This is a genomic window from Noviherbaspirillum humi, assembly GCF_900188095.1.
GTDB lineage: Bacteria > Pseudomonadota > Gammaproteobacteria > Burkholderiales > Burkholderiaceae_D > Noviherbaspirillum > Noviherbaspirillum humi.
Genome location: NZ_FZOT01000002.1, coordinates 407,105 through 422,382, shown reverse-complemented (window position 1 = coordinate 422,382; position 15,278 = coordinate 407,105). Strand labels below are relative to the sequence as shown.

15 protein-coding genes are annotated in these 15,278 nt (G+C 58.8%); 6 read left to right on the top strand and 9 right to left on the bottom strand.

Going from position 1 to position 15,278, the window contains the following annotated elements:
- Positions 1-60: 60 nt before the first annotated feature.
- Positions 61-1,611 carry a murein biosynthesis integral membrane protein MurJ gene (gene murJ, locus CHB88_RS05250; protein ID WP_089398229.1) on the bottom strand — a complete coding sequence of 517 codons (1,551 nt, stop codon included), beginning with the start codon at positions 1,609-1,611 and terminating at the stop codon, positions 61-63.
- Between the two features lie 248 nt (positions 1,612-1,859).
- Between murJ and rpsT the strand changes: the two genes are divergently transcribed.
- The gene (rpsT, locus tag CHB88_RS05245; RefSeq protein ID WP_089398228.1) at positions 1,860-2,126 is read left to right on the top strand and encodes a 30S ribosomal protein S20; all 267 of its coding nucleotides are present in this window, start codon (positions 1,860-1,862) and stop codon (positions 2,124-2,126) included.
- A gap of 203 nt (positions 2,127-2,329) precedes the next feature.
- Here the strand turns inward: rpsT and CHB88_RS05240 are convergent, their stop codons facing one another.
- Both CHB88_RS05240 and CHB88_RS05235 read right to left on the bottom strand, forming a co-directional pair.
- The gene (locus CHB88_RS05240) at positions 2,330-2,779 is read right to left on the bottom strand and encodes a DUF192 domain-containing protein (RefSeq protein ID WP_089398227.1); all 450 of its coding nucleotides are present in this window, start codon (positions 2,777-2,779) and stop codon (positions 2,330-2,332) included.
- 163 nt (positions 2,780-2,942) lie between these two features.
- The gene (locus CHB88_RS05235; protein WP_089398226.1) at positions 2,943-3,170 is read right to left on the bottom strand and encodes a hypothetical protein; all 228 of its coding nucleotides are present in this window, start codon (positions 3,168-3,170) and stop codon (positions 2,943-2,945) included.
- Positions 3,171-3,481: 311 nt separating this feature from the next.
- Here CHB88_RS05235 and CHB88_RS05230 point away from each other — a divergent pair, with 311 nt between their 5' ends.
- A complete protein-coding gene (locus tag CHB88_RS05230) occupies positions 3,482-4,591 on the top strand; it encodes a tetratricopeptide repeat protein (RefSeq protein ID WP_143131133.1) in 1,110 nt (369 codons plus the stop codon).
- Positions 4,588-5,718 carry a HupE/UreJ family protein gene (locus tag CHB88_RS05225; protein WP_089398224.1) on the top strand — a complete coding sequence of 377 codons (1,131 nt, stop codon included), beginning with the start codon at positions 4,588-4,590 and terminating at the stop codon, positions 5,716-5,718. Before CHB88_RS05230 ends, CHB88_RS05225 begins: the two co-directional genes overlap by 4 nt.
- A 4-nt stretch (positions 5,719-5,722) precedes the next feature.
- Here the strand turns inward: CHB88_RS05225 and CHB88_RS05220 are convergent, their stop codons facing one another.
- Positions 5,723-6,280 (bottom strand): pseudouridine synthase, encoded by a 558-nt coding sequence (locus CHB88_RS05220; protein WP_089398223.1) that lies wholly within the window; start codon positions 6,278-6,280, stop codon positions 5,723-5,725.
- Between the two features lie 312 nt (positions 6,281-6,592).
- On the opposite strand from CHB88_RS05220, the gene icd reads away from it, so the two are divergent.
- The gene (gene icd, locus CHB88_RS05215) at positions 6,593-7,855 is read left to right on the top strand and encodes an NADP-dependent isocitrate dehydrogenase (RefSeq protein ID WP_089398502.1); all 1,263 of its coding nucleotides are present in this window, start codon (positions 6,593-6,595) and stop codon (positions 7,853-7,855) included.
- 62 nt (positions 7,856-7,917) lie between these two features.
- Here the strand turns inward: icd and CHB88_RS05210 are convergent, their stop codons facing one another.
- The 3 genes from CHB88_RS05210 to cspE all read right to left on the bottom strand — a co-directional run bounded on the left by CHB88_RS05210 (position 7,918) and on the right by cspE (position 10,293).
- A complete protein-coding gene (locus CHB88_RS05210) occupies positions 7,918-8,547 on the bottom strand; it encodes a response regulator transcription factor (RefSeq protein ID WP_089398222.1) in 630 nt (209 codons plus the stop codon).
- Complete coding sequence (locus tag CHB88_RS05205; protein ID WP_089398221.1) at positions 8,540-9,910, bottom strand: cache domain-containing protein; 1,371 nt, start codon at positions 9,908-9,910, stop codon at positions 8,540-8,542. Before CHB88_RS05205 ends, CHB88_RS05210 begins: the two co-directional genes overlap by 8 nt.
- Before the next feature lie 176 nt (positions 9,911-10,086).
- Positions 10,087-10,293: a transcription antiterminator/RNA stability regulator CspE gene (gene cspE / locus CHB88_RS05200; RefSeq protein ID WP_089398220.1), complete on the bottom strand. Its 207-nt coding sequence runs from the start codon at positions 10,291-10,293 to the stop codon at positions 10,087-10,089.
- A gap of 350 nt (positions 10,294-10,643) precedes the next feature.
- Between cspE and clpS the strand changes: the two genes are divergently transcribed.
- The gene (clpS, locus tag CHB88_RS05195) at positions 10,644-10,952 is read left to right on the top strand and encodes an ATP-dependent Clp protease adapter ClpS (RefSeq protein WP_089398219.1); all 309 of its coding nucleotides are present in this window, start codon (positions 10,644-10,646) and stop codon (positions 10,950-10,952) included.
- On the top strand, positions 10,949-13,249 hold the full coding sequence (gene clpA, locus CHB88_RS05190) for an ATP-dependent Clp protease ATP-binding subunit ClpA (RefSeq protein ID WP_089398218.1): 2,301 nt from the start codon (positions 10,949-10,951) through the stop codon (positions 13,247-13,249). Before clpS ends, clpA begins: the two co-directional genes overlap by 4 nt.
- Positions 13,250-13,351: 102 nt before the next feature.
- On the opposite strand, the gene CHB88_RS05185 is transcribed toward clpA, so the two are convergent.
- Both CHB88_RS05185 and CHB88_RS05180 read right to left on the bottom strand, forming a co-directional pair.
- Complete coding sequence (locus tag CHB88_RS05185; RefSeq protein ID WP_089398217.1) at positions 13,352-14,401, bottom strand: quinone-dependent dihydroorotate dehydrogenase; 1,050 nt, start codon at positions 14,399-14,401, stop codon at positions 13,352-13,354.
- Positions 14,402-14,522: 121 nt separating this feature from the next.
- Positions 14,523-15,248 carry an arginyltransferase gene (locus CHB88_RS05180; protein WP_089398216.1) on the bottom strand — a complete coding sequence of 242 codons (726 nt, stop codon included), beginning with the start codon at positions 15,246-15,248 and terminating at the stop codon, positions 14,523-14,525.
- Positions 15,249-15,278 lie beyond the last annotated feature (30 nt).

The following is a 15,278-nucleotide window of genomic DNA, read 5'->3' as shown; positions in this document are numbered from 1 at the left end:
GACCATCATAGCCGCTCGCAGTTGCGATGACAGGGCCGCTGCCCGAAAAAACGGGACGTCTTACTTGCTGGTACGCTTGAAATCCCGTGCCCGGAATCCCATGAGTAAGAGTGCGCCGAAATAACTGATGCCGCAGGCCACCATCACCCCGGCCAGCATGCCGGCGCGAAGCAGCGGCTGAGCGCGCATGCCTATCCAATCCACTTGAGCGCCGGCCCAGAGCGAAACGCCGCCGAGCAAAAACAGCGCGCCTGTCAGTTTCAGCAGGAAACTGGTCCAACCCGGGTTGGGCACGTAGATGCCGCGCCGGCGCAGGCCATTGAACAGGAAGAGCGCATTGACGCAGGCCCCAAGTCCGACCGACAGTGCCAGTCCGGCATGGGCAATCCAGGGGACGAAGGCCAAGTTCATCAGCTGGGTAAGAATGAGCACGATGATGGCGATCTTGACCGGGGTGCGGATATCCTGTTTGGCGTAGAACCCAGGCGCCAGGATCTTGACGAGGATGAGGCCGATCAGGCCGACGCCGTAGGCGATCAGCGCCCGGCCGGTCATGACCACGGATTGCTGATCGAATTTGCCGTAATGGAAGAGGGTGGCGGTCAAGGCCTCGGACAGCGTGGCCAGCATGACGGCGGCCGGTAGAGCCAGCAGGAAGGTCAGGCGCAAGCCCCAATCGAGCAGGGACGAATACTCTTCGGTATCGCCGTCGGCATTCGCCTTGGCCAGGCTGGGCAGGAGGATGGTGCCCAGCGCCACGCCGAGCAGCGCGGTGGGAAACTCCATGAGGCGGTCGGCATAGGACAGCCAGGATACGCTGCCGTTGTCGAGGCGCGAGGCAATGTTGGTATTGATGATCAAGCTGATTTGAGCCACCGACACGGCGGCCGTAGCCGGCACCATTTGCTTCAATACCCGCTTGGTGCCGGCGTCGGCGAAGGCTTCCCGCAGGCGGAAGGAAATGCGCGGCAGCATGCCGATGCGGCGCAATGGGGAAATCTGCAGCGCGATTTGCAGTACGCCGCCTACGAACACCGCCAGCGCCAGCGCATATACCGGCTGCGCCAAATAAGGCGCGACGAACAGCGAAGCGAAGATGAATGACAGATTCAGCAATACCGGCGTGAAGGCGGGTATCTTGAACTGGCGCCAGGTATTGAGGATGCCGCCTGCCAGCGCCACGAAGGACATGAAGCCGATATAGGGGAACATGATGCGCGTCATCACGACCGAAACCCGGAAGGCTTCAGGATCGGACTGCAAGCCGGTGGCGATCAGGTAGACAAAGGCGGGCGCACCGAGAATGCCAACGGCGCAAGTCAGCACCAGGCTCCAGGTCAGCACCGTGGCGACATGGTCGGTGAGCCGCCGGGTGGCATCTTCTCCCTGGCGATTCTTGTATTCCGCCAGGATCGGCACGAATGCCTGGGAAAACGCTCCTTCGGCAAACAGCCGGCGCAGCAGGTTGGGGATGCGGAAGGCGACGAAGAAGGCGTCGGTGTAGGCCGAAGCGCCGAAGGCGCGGGCGATCAGGAATTCACGCAGCAAGCCCGTGACGCGCGAAATCATGGTCATGCCGGAAATCGCGGCAAGCGTTTTGTGCAGATTCATGGGGCGCCATTATAGCGGCAGGGTTGCCCGCCGGATTCGGGCCTCCAAATTTCAGATGCTGATCTGTTCCTGCGCCACGAATGACGGCATGTTTCTGGGCGCTATCGGAAGGCCTTTCCGAAGCTGCCCCAGGATCATAATTGCCTGACTTCCAAAAAGCCGATATAATCAACGGCTTTACAGAATTTTGTGTCGCGATTTCACTAGGGATTGCGAACTCATCTCCGATCTCGTTTTAGGAAATATTCATGGCAAATACCGCACAAGCGCGCAAACGCGCTCGTCAAGCAGTCAAGCAAAACGCACACAATTCCAGCCAGCGCTCCGCTCTGCGCACCGCCATCAAGGCCGTCCGCAAGGCAATCGAAGCCGGTGACAAGGCCGCCGCTTCCCAGGTGTTCCAGTCTTCCGTGTCCGTGCTTGACCGTATCGCCGACAAGAAGATCATCCACAAGAACAAGGCTGCGCGCCACAAGAGCCGCCTCGCCGCTGCCCTGAAGGCAATGTCCGCTTAATAGGACTTGTTCGGTTCGCGGCGAATCGCCGTTGAACCTGCTGAAAAGCTGATATGACGAAACCCGCATGAGAAATCGTGCGGGTTTCGTCGTTTGTGTTGTCTTTTCTTGGACGCCTGCCTTTTTTGTTCTTCGTTTAGGCGCAGCGGTATGGCCCGCCCGCCGTGCTGTCCTTGGCGCCGAGTCGTCTTCAGGTCAGTCAATCAGCGCGGCAGCCCTTCGATTCGCATGCCTGGCTTGATGTTCTTGCTCTTGAACCAGCCCTGGTTCATCTCGAGCGCATAGCGTACCGGCTTGCGGGCGCAATGCGAATCCAGGGTTTGGGGTTGCATGTCCTCGATGTTGACGATTTGCCCATTTTCGTCGATAAAAGCGACCGACAATGGAATCAGGGTGTTCTTCATCCACATGCAAACGCCGGCTGGCGCCTCAAATAGAAAAACCATTCCTTCGTTGGCGCCCATCTTTTCCCGAAACATCAATCCCTGCTGGCGCTCCGCATCGCGTGCAGCAACCTCCGCGCGGATCACATACATGCCGGCGTTGAGCGAGATTACGGGAAATTTGGTCGCTTGCTGAGCCAATGCGATGCTGGAGGCTGCCAGCGCTAGGCAGCCGGCAGCCATGCGAAAGTAACGAGGGAAAAGAGCCATGTCGTGAGAATGATGGAGTTAATAGGCTGTGGCTGACGCTACGCGGGCAGACTGGCTGCCGTATCGTATTGTACGGGGCTGGCAGGGAAGGGATGTGTCGTCGGCATCGACGCAAAAGAAAAAGGCAGGCGTTTTGCCTGCCCTTGACCGATCGAAGATCGTATTACTTGGCTGCAGCGGTGTCGCTGGAAGCAGCCTTGGCTTTCTTGGACTTCTTCGCCTTTTTGGCTTTTTTCTTCGGGGCGGCGGCGTCGGCTTTAGGTGCATCGGCAGAAGCAGCAGCGGGCGCGGCGGGAGTAGCAGGAGCAGCGGCAGGAGCACCGGTATGCGCAGCGGCGAAAACAGAGGTGGCGAACAGGCTTGCAACCAGAGCGGCAATCAGTTTATTCATTTTTATTCCTCTAATTAACGTGTAGGTGATTGGGTGATTCACTTGAAGCAAATAAGTTAACGTCAGTCAACACACCCGGTTGACACATTAACATAAAAATTTGCCTGCAAAAACGATGGGTGAGAATCAACTGAAGACGGATTGAACTGAGCTCCTCATTGCTGTGGCCACGAGCCGTTGCTATGATGCGTTTCCTCCTGGATTTCATTTCGGGCAATGTTCGGGCGCTCCCTTTCATGATATCGGTTCGTCTCCTCGTTCTATGCGCAGGCTGGCTGCTCTTGCCCTCGGTTTCTCCGGCCGCTCCTCACGTGCCCGACTCGGATCAGCAGGTGCTGGAGAGATTGCCGTTTCGGCCGAACGACCCAATCGCCCGCGAACTCTCCGATCTGCGAGCAAGGCTGAAAGCCAACCCCAATGACATCGATTCCGCCATACGCCTGGCGCGCCGCTACTACGGCTTGGTGGGTGAAGAAGGTGATCCGCGCTACCTCGGCTATGCGGAAGCGGCGCTCGCTCCATGGTGGAACTTGAACCCGCCGCCGGAAGCGGTGCAAATCCTCCGGGCCAGCATTCGCCAATTCCGGCATGACTTCACGGGCTCCCTGGCCGATCTCGATGCCGTCCTGGCCCGAAATCCACGCAATGCCGAGGCTCGCATCCTGCGTGCCATCATCCACATCGTGCAGGCGCGCTACCCGCAAGCGGCAGCTGATTGCGCCGCTCTCGATGGATTGGTCAGTCCGGTCGTGTCCGCGGGATGCGGCGCCATGGTCGACGGATTGACCGGCAAGGCGGCAGCTGCCTATGACCGGCTCACGACGGTGCTCGATCAGCATCCGGAAGCTTCGCCTTCCGACAAGCTGTGGGCCAATATTCGACTGGGCGAATTGGCGTGGCGGCTTGAAAACACCAAGTTGGCCGAACGGCATTTCCGCCAGGCGCTGTCCTATGACATCACCGACGGCTTCCTGCTGGCAGCCTATGCTGACCTCATGCTGGATCAGAAGCGTGCCGCCGAGGTGCTGCGCCTGCTGAAGAATCGCGAGCGTTCCGACGTGCTGCTGCTGCGTATTGTCATGGCCGAGCAGGCGCTCGATCTGCCCACCGCCAAGGAAAAGGCGGATGCGATGGAAGCGCGCTTCGTCGCGTCCCAGATGCGCGGCGAAAACGTTCACCAGCAGGAGGAAGCGCGGTTTCATCTCTACGTGCGCAAGAACCCGAAGAAGGCGCTGGAACTGGCCCGGGAAAACTGGACCGTGCAACTGGAGCCGCGGGACGCCCGCATCTATCTCGAGGCAGCCCTCGCCGCCAATGATCCGGCCGCTGCCGCGCCGGTCGTGGGCTGGGTGGAAAGCAGTCATATCGAAGACCGCTACCTGCAGGACTTGGCGCGCCGGCTGAAGGGCGGCCGCAAATGAGGTGGCAAGTCGCCTTATTGTGGCTAGCCGCCTGCCTGCTCGCCAACCCCGCGCAGGCGCACAAGCCGAGCGACAGCTATCTGGCGCTGGCCGTCGATGGCAGGGCGGTAAATGGGCAATGGGATATCGCACTGCGCGACCTGGATTTCGCCATCGGCCTCGACGCCAACGGCGATGCCGCGATCACGTGGGGCGAAGTCAAGGCAAAGCACGCTGAAATCGATGCCTATGCGCTGGCACGCTTGCGGCTGGGGAGCGACGGCGCCGATTGCCCGACCCAAGTCACGGATCATCTGATCGACGACCATACCGATGGCGCCTATGCCGTAATACGCTTCCGGGCCGATTGTCCGGCGCCGGTCGGCGTTCTCGAGGCAACCTATCGCCTGTTCTTCGACATCGATCCGCAGCACAAGGGCTTGCTGCGCCTGGAATACGGCGGCGCGGCCAGCACCGCCGTATTCACCCCCGAGAAAGCGAGTCAGCGCTTCACTCTCGAAAAACCCAGCGCCCTCGGACAGTTTCTGGATTACGGCCGGGAGGGCGTCTGGCATATCTGGATCGGCTTCGACCATATCCTGTTTTTGCTGGCATTGCTCCTGCCGGCAGTCGCCTACCGGCAAGCAGGCAAATGGGAGGCGGTGGCCGCTTTCCGTCCGGCCTTCGTCTCGGTATTGAAGATCGTGACCGCTTTCACGATTGCCCATTCGATCACGTTGAGCCTGGCGACATTGAAACTGATCAGCCTGCCGTCGCGGCTGGTCGAGTCGACCATCGCGGCATCCGTCGTGGCAGCGGCGCTCAACAACGTGTTTCCGCTGTTCCGCGAGCGGCGCTGGGCAATGGCTTTTCTGTTCGGCCTGATCCACGGCTTCGGCTTCGCCAGCGTGCTGGCCGATCTCGGTCTGCCGCAGCAGGCGCTGGCGCTGGCGCTGGTGGGCTTCAATCTCGGCGTGGAAGCTGGCCAGCTGGCCATCGTGGCGGTTTTCCTGCCGATTGCCTATCTGCTGCGCCGTACGGCTTTTTACCGCCGACTGGTTCTGATCGGCGGCTCGCTGTTGATTGCCGCACTGGCCGCGGTATGGCTGGCGGAACGGGCATTCGATCTCAAACTGCTGACGTTCTAATCACTCAGGTGAATGCGTCTGACGGCACTTCCCGCCATTCGCCCGGCAGCAGCGGATGGCTTTCGAGCGAGAAAGGGCCGATCGCAATGCGCACTAGGCGCAGGGTGGGCAAGCCGACAGCAGCCGTCATGCGCCGCACTTGGCGATTCTTCCCTTCAGACAGGGTGATGGCCAGCCAGCTGGTTGGCTGATTGACGCGCCATCGCACCGGGGGATGACGTTCCCACAGCCATTCAGGCGGGAGGATCTTCACGGCATCACATTCCTGCGTCACAAAATCGCCGAGGTCGATGGGCTGACGCAGGCGCTTCAACTGTTCCGCACCCGCTTCACCCTCCACCTGCACGATGTAAGTCTTGGGCTGCTTGCGCTGCGGATGGCTAATGGCATGCTGCAGCTTGCCGTCGTTCGTCAGCAGCACCAAGCCTTCGCTGTCGGCATCGAGTCGCCCGGCGGGGTATATGCCGGGCAGGTCGATATGGTCGGCTAGGGTCGGCCGTGTCGGATGCGCCGAAAACTGGCACATGACGTTGTAGGGCTTGTTGAACAGGATCAGCGGCATTCGGTTGGCTTGCGCGGAGGTGGAAATCAGGATTCTACCGGCCGGCAAGCGGTGCCAGGGTTTGCACGTCATCTGTGCCAGTGGCGGCGCGATGGCGGCGGGGCGGGCCTTCATGCATAATCAGAAAGATTATCCTGTGTCTTATACATAACCGCTCGTCCGCGTTTGCCGGTCTCGAGCCATTTCGGCGCTTGTTGCTGTCACTGTCGTTGACCCGTGAAATCCATGCCGGTGCCGTTGCGATAGGAAATTGAAAAGCGCATACCTATAATCGATATCAGGACCCAGCCCCATCTCAATCCGGAGCCCATGATGTATCAACATGTCAAAGTCCCCGCCGACGGCCAGAAAATCACTGTCAATGCAGATTTCTCGCTGAACGTTCCTGACAATCCCATCCTGCCCTATATAGAGGGGGATGGAATCGGCATCGATATCAGTCCGGTGATGCTGAAAGTGGTGGATGCGGCCGTTGCGAAGGCCTATGGCGACAGGCGCAGGATCAGCTGGATGGAAATCTATGCCGGCGAGAAGTCGACTCAGATATATGGACCAGATGTCTGGCTGCCCGAGGAAACGCTGCAGATAGTGAAGGATTACGTGGTTTCGATCAAGGGACCGCTGACGACGCCTGTCGGAGGAGGCATCCGCTCGCTCAATGTGGCGCTGCGCCAGGAACTGGATCTCTATGTTTGCCTGCGCCCGGTGCGCTACTTCAAGGGCGTTCCTTCGCCGCTGCGGGAGCCGGAAAAGACCGATATGGTCATCTTCCGCGAGAACTCCGAGGATATCTATGCCGGCATCGAGTGGTCCGAAGGATCCGAAGGCGCGAAGAAAGTGATCGACTTCCTGGTGCGCGAGATGGGCGTGAAGAAGATCCGCTTCCCGCAAAGCTCCGGCATCGGGATCAAGCCGGTATCGCGCGAAGGCACGCAGCGCTTGGTGCGCAAGGCAATCCAGTATGCCATCGACAACGACAAGCCCTCCGTGACCCTGGTTCACAAGGGCAATATCATGAAGTTCACCGAGGGCGGCTTCCGTGACTGGGGGTATGAGCTGGCGCTGAGGGAATTCGGCGCTCAGCTGATCGACGGCGGACCTTGGTGCAAGTTCAAGAATCCGAAGACCGGCCGCGACATCACCATCAAGGATGTTATCGCGGATGCGTTCCTGCAGCAGATCCTGCTGCGTCCGGCGGAATACAGCGTGATCGCCACGCTGAACTTGAACGGCGACTATATCTCGGATGCATTGGCGGCCCAAGTCGGCGGCATCGGCATTGCGCCTGGCGCCAATCTTTCCGATTCGGTAGCCATGTTCGAAGCCACCCATGGCACAGCGCCGAAGTACGCCGGCAAGGATTACGTGAACCCCGGCTCGCTGATCCTGTCGGCCGAGATGATGCTGCGGCACATGGGTTGGGTGGAAGCGGCCGATCTGATCATCGCCTCAATGGAAAAGGCTATTTCTTCCAAGCGCGTCACCTATGACTTTGCCCGCCTCATGGAAGGCGCGACCCAGGTGTCCTGCTCCGGCTTTGGCGAAGCGATGATCGAACAGATGCAGGTGGAGTGAGTTCATAAAAAAAGCCGGACGATGTCCGGCTTTTTCTGGCGGCGCAGGTTTGCTGCAGGTTGCTATTTGATGATCGTCTGCTCCAGCGCAAAGCGGATCAGGTCGGCCTGCCCCTCGATGCCCAACTTGCGCTTGATGTTTTGCCGATGCGTTTCCACCGTTCGCACGCTGAGGTTGAGCTCCCGGGCGATATGCTTATTGGATTTGCCGGTCGCAATGGAGTGCAGCACTTCCTTCTCCCGCGGCGTCAGCAGCGTGGCGGGCGGGATGGGTTGCGCCAGTTGGCGTGCCAAGCCCGCGCTGTAGTAAATACCTCCTGACATGACGGTGTCGATGGCGGCGATGATGTCGGCTGCTGGCGCATCCTTCAGCACATAGCCGCGAGCGCCAGCCTGCACCGCCTGCATTACGTACTCGGCCTTGTCGTGCATGCTGAGCATGAGGATGGCAATTTCGGGAAACAGGGTGTTGAACCGTCCGGTCAGCTCAATGCCATTCATGCCGCCGAGGCTGACATCCATCAACGCCAAGTCGATGGTGTTGGACTCGGCATGGCGAAGTGCCTCCTCGGCATTGCCGGCCTCGGCCACGACGGTGAAGCGTGGCACGCTTTCCAAGCGGGAACGCAGCCCGTCCCTGACCAGAGGATGATCGTCGATCAACAGGATATGGACATAAGGCTGGTTATACATAAGCTCGTAGTCTTTTTGGAAGAGTAGCGATGACCTGGGTGCCCTGGCCGGAAGACAGCAATTGCAGGTTTCCGCCGACTGCTTCCAGGCGTTCATGCATGTTGCGCAGGCCGATGCCGTGCTTGGGGTGGCCCGTGACATGCTCGAGATCGAAACCGGCGCCATCATCGGAAATCGTCATCCGTACCCGTTCAGCCGAACCCTCGATCAGTATTTGAGCATGATGGGCTCCGGCATGGCGCTGAATGTTGGTCAGGCTTTCCTGCGCAATTCGGAACAGTACCGTTGTGCCGACGTCGCTGAGATCCTCCAGCGATCCCTGCGACTTGAAGGCAGTGGGAATCGAAGCATGTTCGGAAAACTCTTGCGCCAGGTGATCCAGCGCTGCTGCCAGTCCCATATCATCCAGTAAGGTGGGCCGCAAGCCATGGGAAATTCGGCGAACTTCGCCCAAGACATTGTTCAATTGCTCGGCGGCCCGGTTCAGGGCGGTTTGGGCGTTGGCCGCATTGGCAGGGGCAAGATTCAGCTTGGCGATGGCTGCTTCGACTTGCAATTTGATTGACACGAGGCATTGGCTGATACCGTCGTGCAAATCCCGCGCAAGCCTCGCTCTTTCTTCTTCTTGCGAGCGCACCACTCGTTGCGCCAGCATTTTCAACTTGGCATCAGCCACCCGATATTCGCTAATATTCAGCACCAAGCCCGACATGGTGATCAACAAAGCCCCGGTGATGGCAATGCCGGCGATCCACAACATGGTGTTTTGGATATTGCGAGAAATTTGGGCATCTATCTTGCCGATCGCTGTATCGACATCATCCAGATAAAGGCCGGTGCCGAGCATCCAGCCCCAACGTTCAAGGGGCACGACATAGCCCAGCTTGGGCATGATCTTGCCTGTTGACGGTTTTTCCCAAAGGTATCTTTCAAAACCTCCGCCACTCTTCGCACGGGAAATCAGGTTTTGTATGGTAAGACGGCCGTTGGCGTCTTTCATGTCCCACAGATTTTTGCCGATCAATTGGGGCTGACGAGGATGCATCAGATTATTGCCGGCCATATCGTATAGAAAGAAATAGCCGTCTTCTCCAAACTCGAGCTTGGCAAGAATGCGCTTTGCCTCTTCCAGTGTCGCTTTGTCGGACCGCCCCGATTTATACAAATGAGCAATCGCCTGGGTCGCCAGTGCTGTGTAATGCCGAAGCTCGGTTTCTTTGATGGCCAGATACGCGCTCTCAACCGAGGCACGTTGCTGTTGCGCCAGGATATTGGCTTGGTGGCGGACCGCAATGGCAATCGACACCATAGAAAGAACCAGCGGCGTGATTGCAAAGAGGATAATTTTTTGGCGGAGGGTCATGACGCGCTACTTTAGGCGAAACCTTCCCTAAAGCAAAGCTAACTGCCATGGCGCTTGCAAATCGTGCAGGACTTTTGAATTCCTTACCACGAAGCCTATTCGTACTCGGGCCAAGTAGGACAGGCGAAAAAAAACCCCGCCAGCGCGGGGTTTCAGCTTTTTGGCAATCCGGTAAATCAGGCTGCTGCTTGGATGTTCGAAGCCTGCTTGCCTTTCGGGCCCTGCGTGACTTCAAACTGAACTTTTTGACCCTCTTTCAGGGTCTTGAAACCTTGCATCTGGATCGCGGAAAAATGGGCAAACAAATCTTCACCACCATCGTCCGGAGTGATAAATCCGAAGCCTTTGGAATCATTGAACCACTTGACGGTACCTTTTGGCATAAAAGCATCTTTCAAAGAATAACTAATTACACGAGCCGTATAAGCAAGAAGCCTCGCGTAACGCTGCCCCCTCCTAAAACTTGCTCACTCCGTATTGACAAATGGTTCAAAACGGCCCCTTGTCAATAAACTCATTCTTCCTGCAAAAATTATAAAAGTCAAGGGACGGAACAAGGAGTTTTTGACTTAATGCAATCTTTTCCGGGGTCCGCACCATGAAAGAGGGCTTGATTTAGTCATTTTCAGCATCATCTGCGCCGTAAGAAGAATCGGCGTAAGATGAAGTGACGAACCACTATTTTCTTGACTTTTCGCCTACCGCGAAAAAATTACGTGATTAGAATCCGAGCATGGTAACCAGGGAAGAGAACGGTACGGTACTTGCTAGGCAAAAGGAGAAGCTGAAGCCGCCGCCGATGTACCAAGTGCTGCTTTTAAACGATGACTACACTCCCATGGAATTTGTAGTCGCGATCATCCAGGAGTATTTCAACAAGGATCGAGAAACCGCGACGCAGATCATGCTCAAGGTGCATCGTGACGGAAAGGGCTTATGTGGCGTGTATCCTAAGGATATTGCGTCGACCAAAGTGGAGTTAGTGTTAACCCACGCTAGAAAGGCAGGGCATCCCCTGCAGTGCGTGATGGAGGAAGCATGATTGCGCAGGAACTGGAAGTAAGTTTGCATATGGCCTTTGTCGAAGCTCGTCAGGCAAGGCATGAGTTCATTACAGTCGAGCATTTGCTGCTTGCGTTGCTGGACAATCCGTCCGCAGCGGAAGTGCTTCGCGCATGCGCAGTCAATATCGAAGATCTGCGGAAGACGCTGACGAATTTCATCAGCGACAATACGCCGACCGTGCCTGGCACCAGTGAAGTCGACACCCAGCCGACCCTCGGCTTTCAGCGGGTGATTCAGCGTGCCATCATGCACGTGCAATCCGCATCCAATGGCAAGAAAGAAGTAACCGGCGCCAATGTGCTGGTGGCCATTTTCGGCGAGAAGGATTCCCATGCCGTCTATTACCTGCACCAGCAGGGGGTGACTCGCCTGGATGTGGTGAATTTCATTTCCCACGGCGTGCGCAAGGACCAACAGGCCGAACCGCAGAAGGGACCGGAAAGCGGAGAGGACACTCAGGTCGAAGGCCAGCAGAAGGAAAGCCCGCTGGACCAGTACACCCAGAATCTGAACAAGATGGCGGCCGAAGGCAAGATCGACCCGCTGATCGGGCGCGAGCAGGAAGTCGAGCGCGTCATTCAGACCTTGTGCCGCCGGCGCAAGAACAACCCGCTGCTGGTAGGCGAAGCCGGCGTCGGCAAGACCGCCATCGCCGAGGGTCTGGCTTGGCGCGTGACTCAGGGCGACGTTCCCGAGATTCTGCAGAATGCCGTGGTGTATTCGCTTGACATGGGCGCACTGCTGGCGGGCACCAAGTATCGCGGCGACTTCGAGCAGCGCCTGAAGGCGGTACTCAAGCAGCTCAAGGACAATCCGAACGGCATCTTATTCATCGATGAGATTCATACCATCATCGGCGCGGGATCGGCTTCGGGCGGCACGTTGGACGCCTCCAACTTGCTGAAGCCGGCGCTGTCGTCCGGCCAGCTGAAGTGCATCGGCGCCACGACTTACACCGAGTTCCGCGGCGTCTTCGAGAAGGACCATGCGCTGTCGCGTCGCTTCCAGAAGATCGATGTGACGGAGCCGACGGTGGAGCAGACGGTGCAGATCCTGCGCGGCCTGAAGTCCCGCTTCGAGGAGCACCACGGCGTCAAGTATTCGGCCTCCGCGCTGACCTCGGCCGCCGAACTGGCTGCGCGCTTCATCAATGACCGCCATCTGCCGGACAAGGCGATCGACGTCATCGACGAAGCAGGCGCCGCCCAGCGCATCCTGCCGAAGTCGAAGCAGAAGAAAACCATTGGCAAGTCCGAGATCGAGGAAATCATTTCCAAGATCGCCCGGATTCCGCCGCAGTCGGTCAACCAGGATGACCGGACCAAACTGCAGACCATCGACCGCGATCTCAAGAACGTGGTCTTCGGCCAGGATCCGGCTATCGAGGCGCTGGGCTCCGCCATCAAGATGGCGCGCGCAGGCCTCGGCAAGACCGACAAGCCTATCGGTTCCTTCCTGTTCTCCGGTCCGACCGGCGTCGGCAAGACCGAGGTGGCGAAGCAGCTTGCCTTCATTCTCGGCATCGAGCTGATCCGCTTCGACATGTCGGAGTACATGGAGCGCCATGCGGTGAGCCGCCTGATAGGCGCGCCTCCGGGCTATGTCGGTTTCGACCAGGGCGGCCTGCTGACCGAAGCCATCACCAAGAAGCCGCACGCGGTGCTGCTGCTCGACGAGATCGAAAAGGCGCATCCGGATATCTTCAATATCCTGCTGCAGGTGATGGACCACGGCACGCTGACCGACAACAATGGTCGCAAGGCCGATTTCCGCAACGTGATCATCATCATGACCACGAACGCGGGCGCAGAAGCGCTGCAGAAGCGCGTCATCGGCTTCACCGAGCAGCGCGAGACCGGCGACGAGATGGCCGACATCAAGCGCATGTTCACGCCGGAGTTCCGCAACCGCCTGGATGCGATCATCAGCTTCCGTGCGCTGGACGAGGAAATCATCCTGCGGGTGGTCGACAAATTCCTCATGCAGCTGGAAGAGCAGCTGCACGAGAAGAAGGTCGAAGCGGTGTTTACCGACAAGCTGCGCAAGTTCCTGGGACGGAAAGGCTTCGATCCGCTCATGGGCGCACGTCCGATGTCGCGCCTGATCCAGGACATGATCCGCAAGGCGCTGGCCGACGAACTGCTGTTCGGTCGACTGGTTTCCGGCGGTCGAGTGACCGTGGATCTGGACGACAGCGAGCAGATCAAGCTGGACTTTGCCGAGGGCGATATCGATCCGCCGCCGGCACCGGAAGAAACGCTCGAAGTCGAATAATTGAGCTTCCCAACAAAAACCCGGTCTTCGCATGAAGACCGGGTTTTTTATTTCAAGAAGCTGAAAGCAGTAACAGAAACGTGCCGGCAACACCAGCCGAATTCAGGCGTGCTGGACTGTACGCAGCGCGGCGGCGCATTCCCGTATCAGTGCCGGACCGCGATAAATCAGGCCGGTGTAGAGCTGGACCAGCGAAGCGCCGGCGTCCAGCTTGGCCCGCGCATCATCTCCGGACAGGATGCCGCCCACGCCGATAATTGGGATGGCGTTGCCGAGTTCCTGCTTCAAGGCGCGGATAACGGTATTCGACATGTCGAATACCGGAGCGCCGGACAGGCCGCCGGTTTCCTGTGCATGCGGCATGCCCTGCACCGCATCGCGCGAAGTGGTGGTGTTGGTGGCAATGACGCCATCCATGCGATGATCGAGCAGCGCGGCGGCAATCTGCCGAATCTGATCCTGCTCCACATCGGGAGCGATCTTCAGCGTGATTGGCACGTAGCGGCCATGCCGGTCCGCCAGCCGCTGCTGCGCTTGCTTCAACTGCGAGAGCAGGGCATCCAATTCGGAGCCGCCCTGCAACTGGCGCAGGTTCTTGGTGTTCGGTGAAGAAATGTTGACCGTGACATAGCTCGCATACGGATACACCTTTTCAAGGCAATGCAGGTAATCCTCGGCCGCGCGCTCTATCGGCGTGGAGGCATTCTTGCCGATGTTCAGGCCAAGCACACCTTGCTTGTCCTGGTAGAAGCGGGACTTCTGCACGTTGGCGACGAAGGCGTCGACGCCGCCGTTGTTGAAACCCATGCGGTTGATGATGGCGTTGGCGCGCGGCAGGCGGAACATGCGCGGCTGCGGATTGCCGGGCTGCGGCTTCGGGGTGACGGTGCCGACTTCGATGAAGCCAAATCCGAGAGACGCCAGCCCGTCGATGTAGGCGCCATCCTTGTCCAGGCCCGCCGCCAGGCCGACCGGATTGTCAAAGCGCAGGCCCATCACCGTGCGTGGGTCGCTCGGAACAGCCGGGAAGGCCTTGGTCAAGCCGAGGCGTTCCGCCTTCTTCAACGAGGGCAGGGTGAGATGATGGGCGGCTTCGGGGTCGAGCGAGAACAGGAGAGGGCGCGCCAGCGCGTACAGGAGTCGGTCGGACATGGCTATCAACAATCGGCCGGCACCGGCGCCGTGTCATCCAAGGATTGAATGGCGCGGAATGCCCGCAGTTAAAGCGCCGTATTGTAGCCGTATATTGACTGCCTCAGCTTTGAACCGAGCATCAGGTCCAGTTTTCCCATTTCCCCTGGCGCAGGCCTTCGAGCGGCTTGAAATTGACTTTGTAGGCCATTTTCGCGCTGTCCTTGATCCAGTAGCCGAGGTAGACATAGGGCATGTCGAGGCGCTTGGCCTGATCGATCTGCCACATGATGTTGAAGGTGCCGAAGGACGCGCCCGGGACATCGGGGTCGTAAAAGGTATACACCGAGGACAGGCCGTCGCTCAGCACGTCGATGATGCTGACCATGCGCAGCGTGCCGTCGGTATCGCGGAATTCCACCAGGCGGGTGTTGACCTTGCTCTGAAGGAGAAATTGCGCGTACTGGTCGCGGCTGTCCTGATCCATGCCGCCGCCGGCATGCCGTGCCGCCTGGTAGCGCAGATAGAGCTCGTAATGCTCCGGAACGTAAGCCAGGGTAGTCACCCAGGCGTCGAGACGATGATGGCGGCTCCAGGCGCGCCGCTGGCTGCGGTTGGGCAGGAATTCGCCGGTTTTCACCCGCACCGGGATGCAGGCATTGCAGCCGTCGCAATAGGGCCGGTAGGTGAAGATGCCGCTGCGGCGGAAACCGTTCTTCACCAGCTCGGAGTAGACGTCGGCATTGATCAGGTGGGATGGCGTCGCCACTTGCGAGCGTGCCTGGCGCTCCTCGAGATAACTGCAGGGGTAGGGTGCCGTAGCGTAGAACTGGAGCGCGGCAAAGGGTAGGTCTTTCAGATGCGTCATGGGCGTCTTACCTGACTACGATGCGGACAA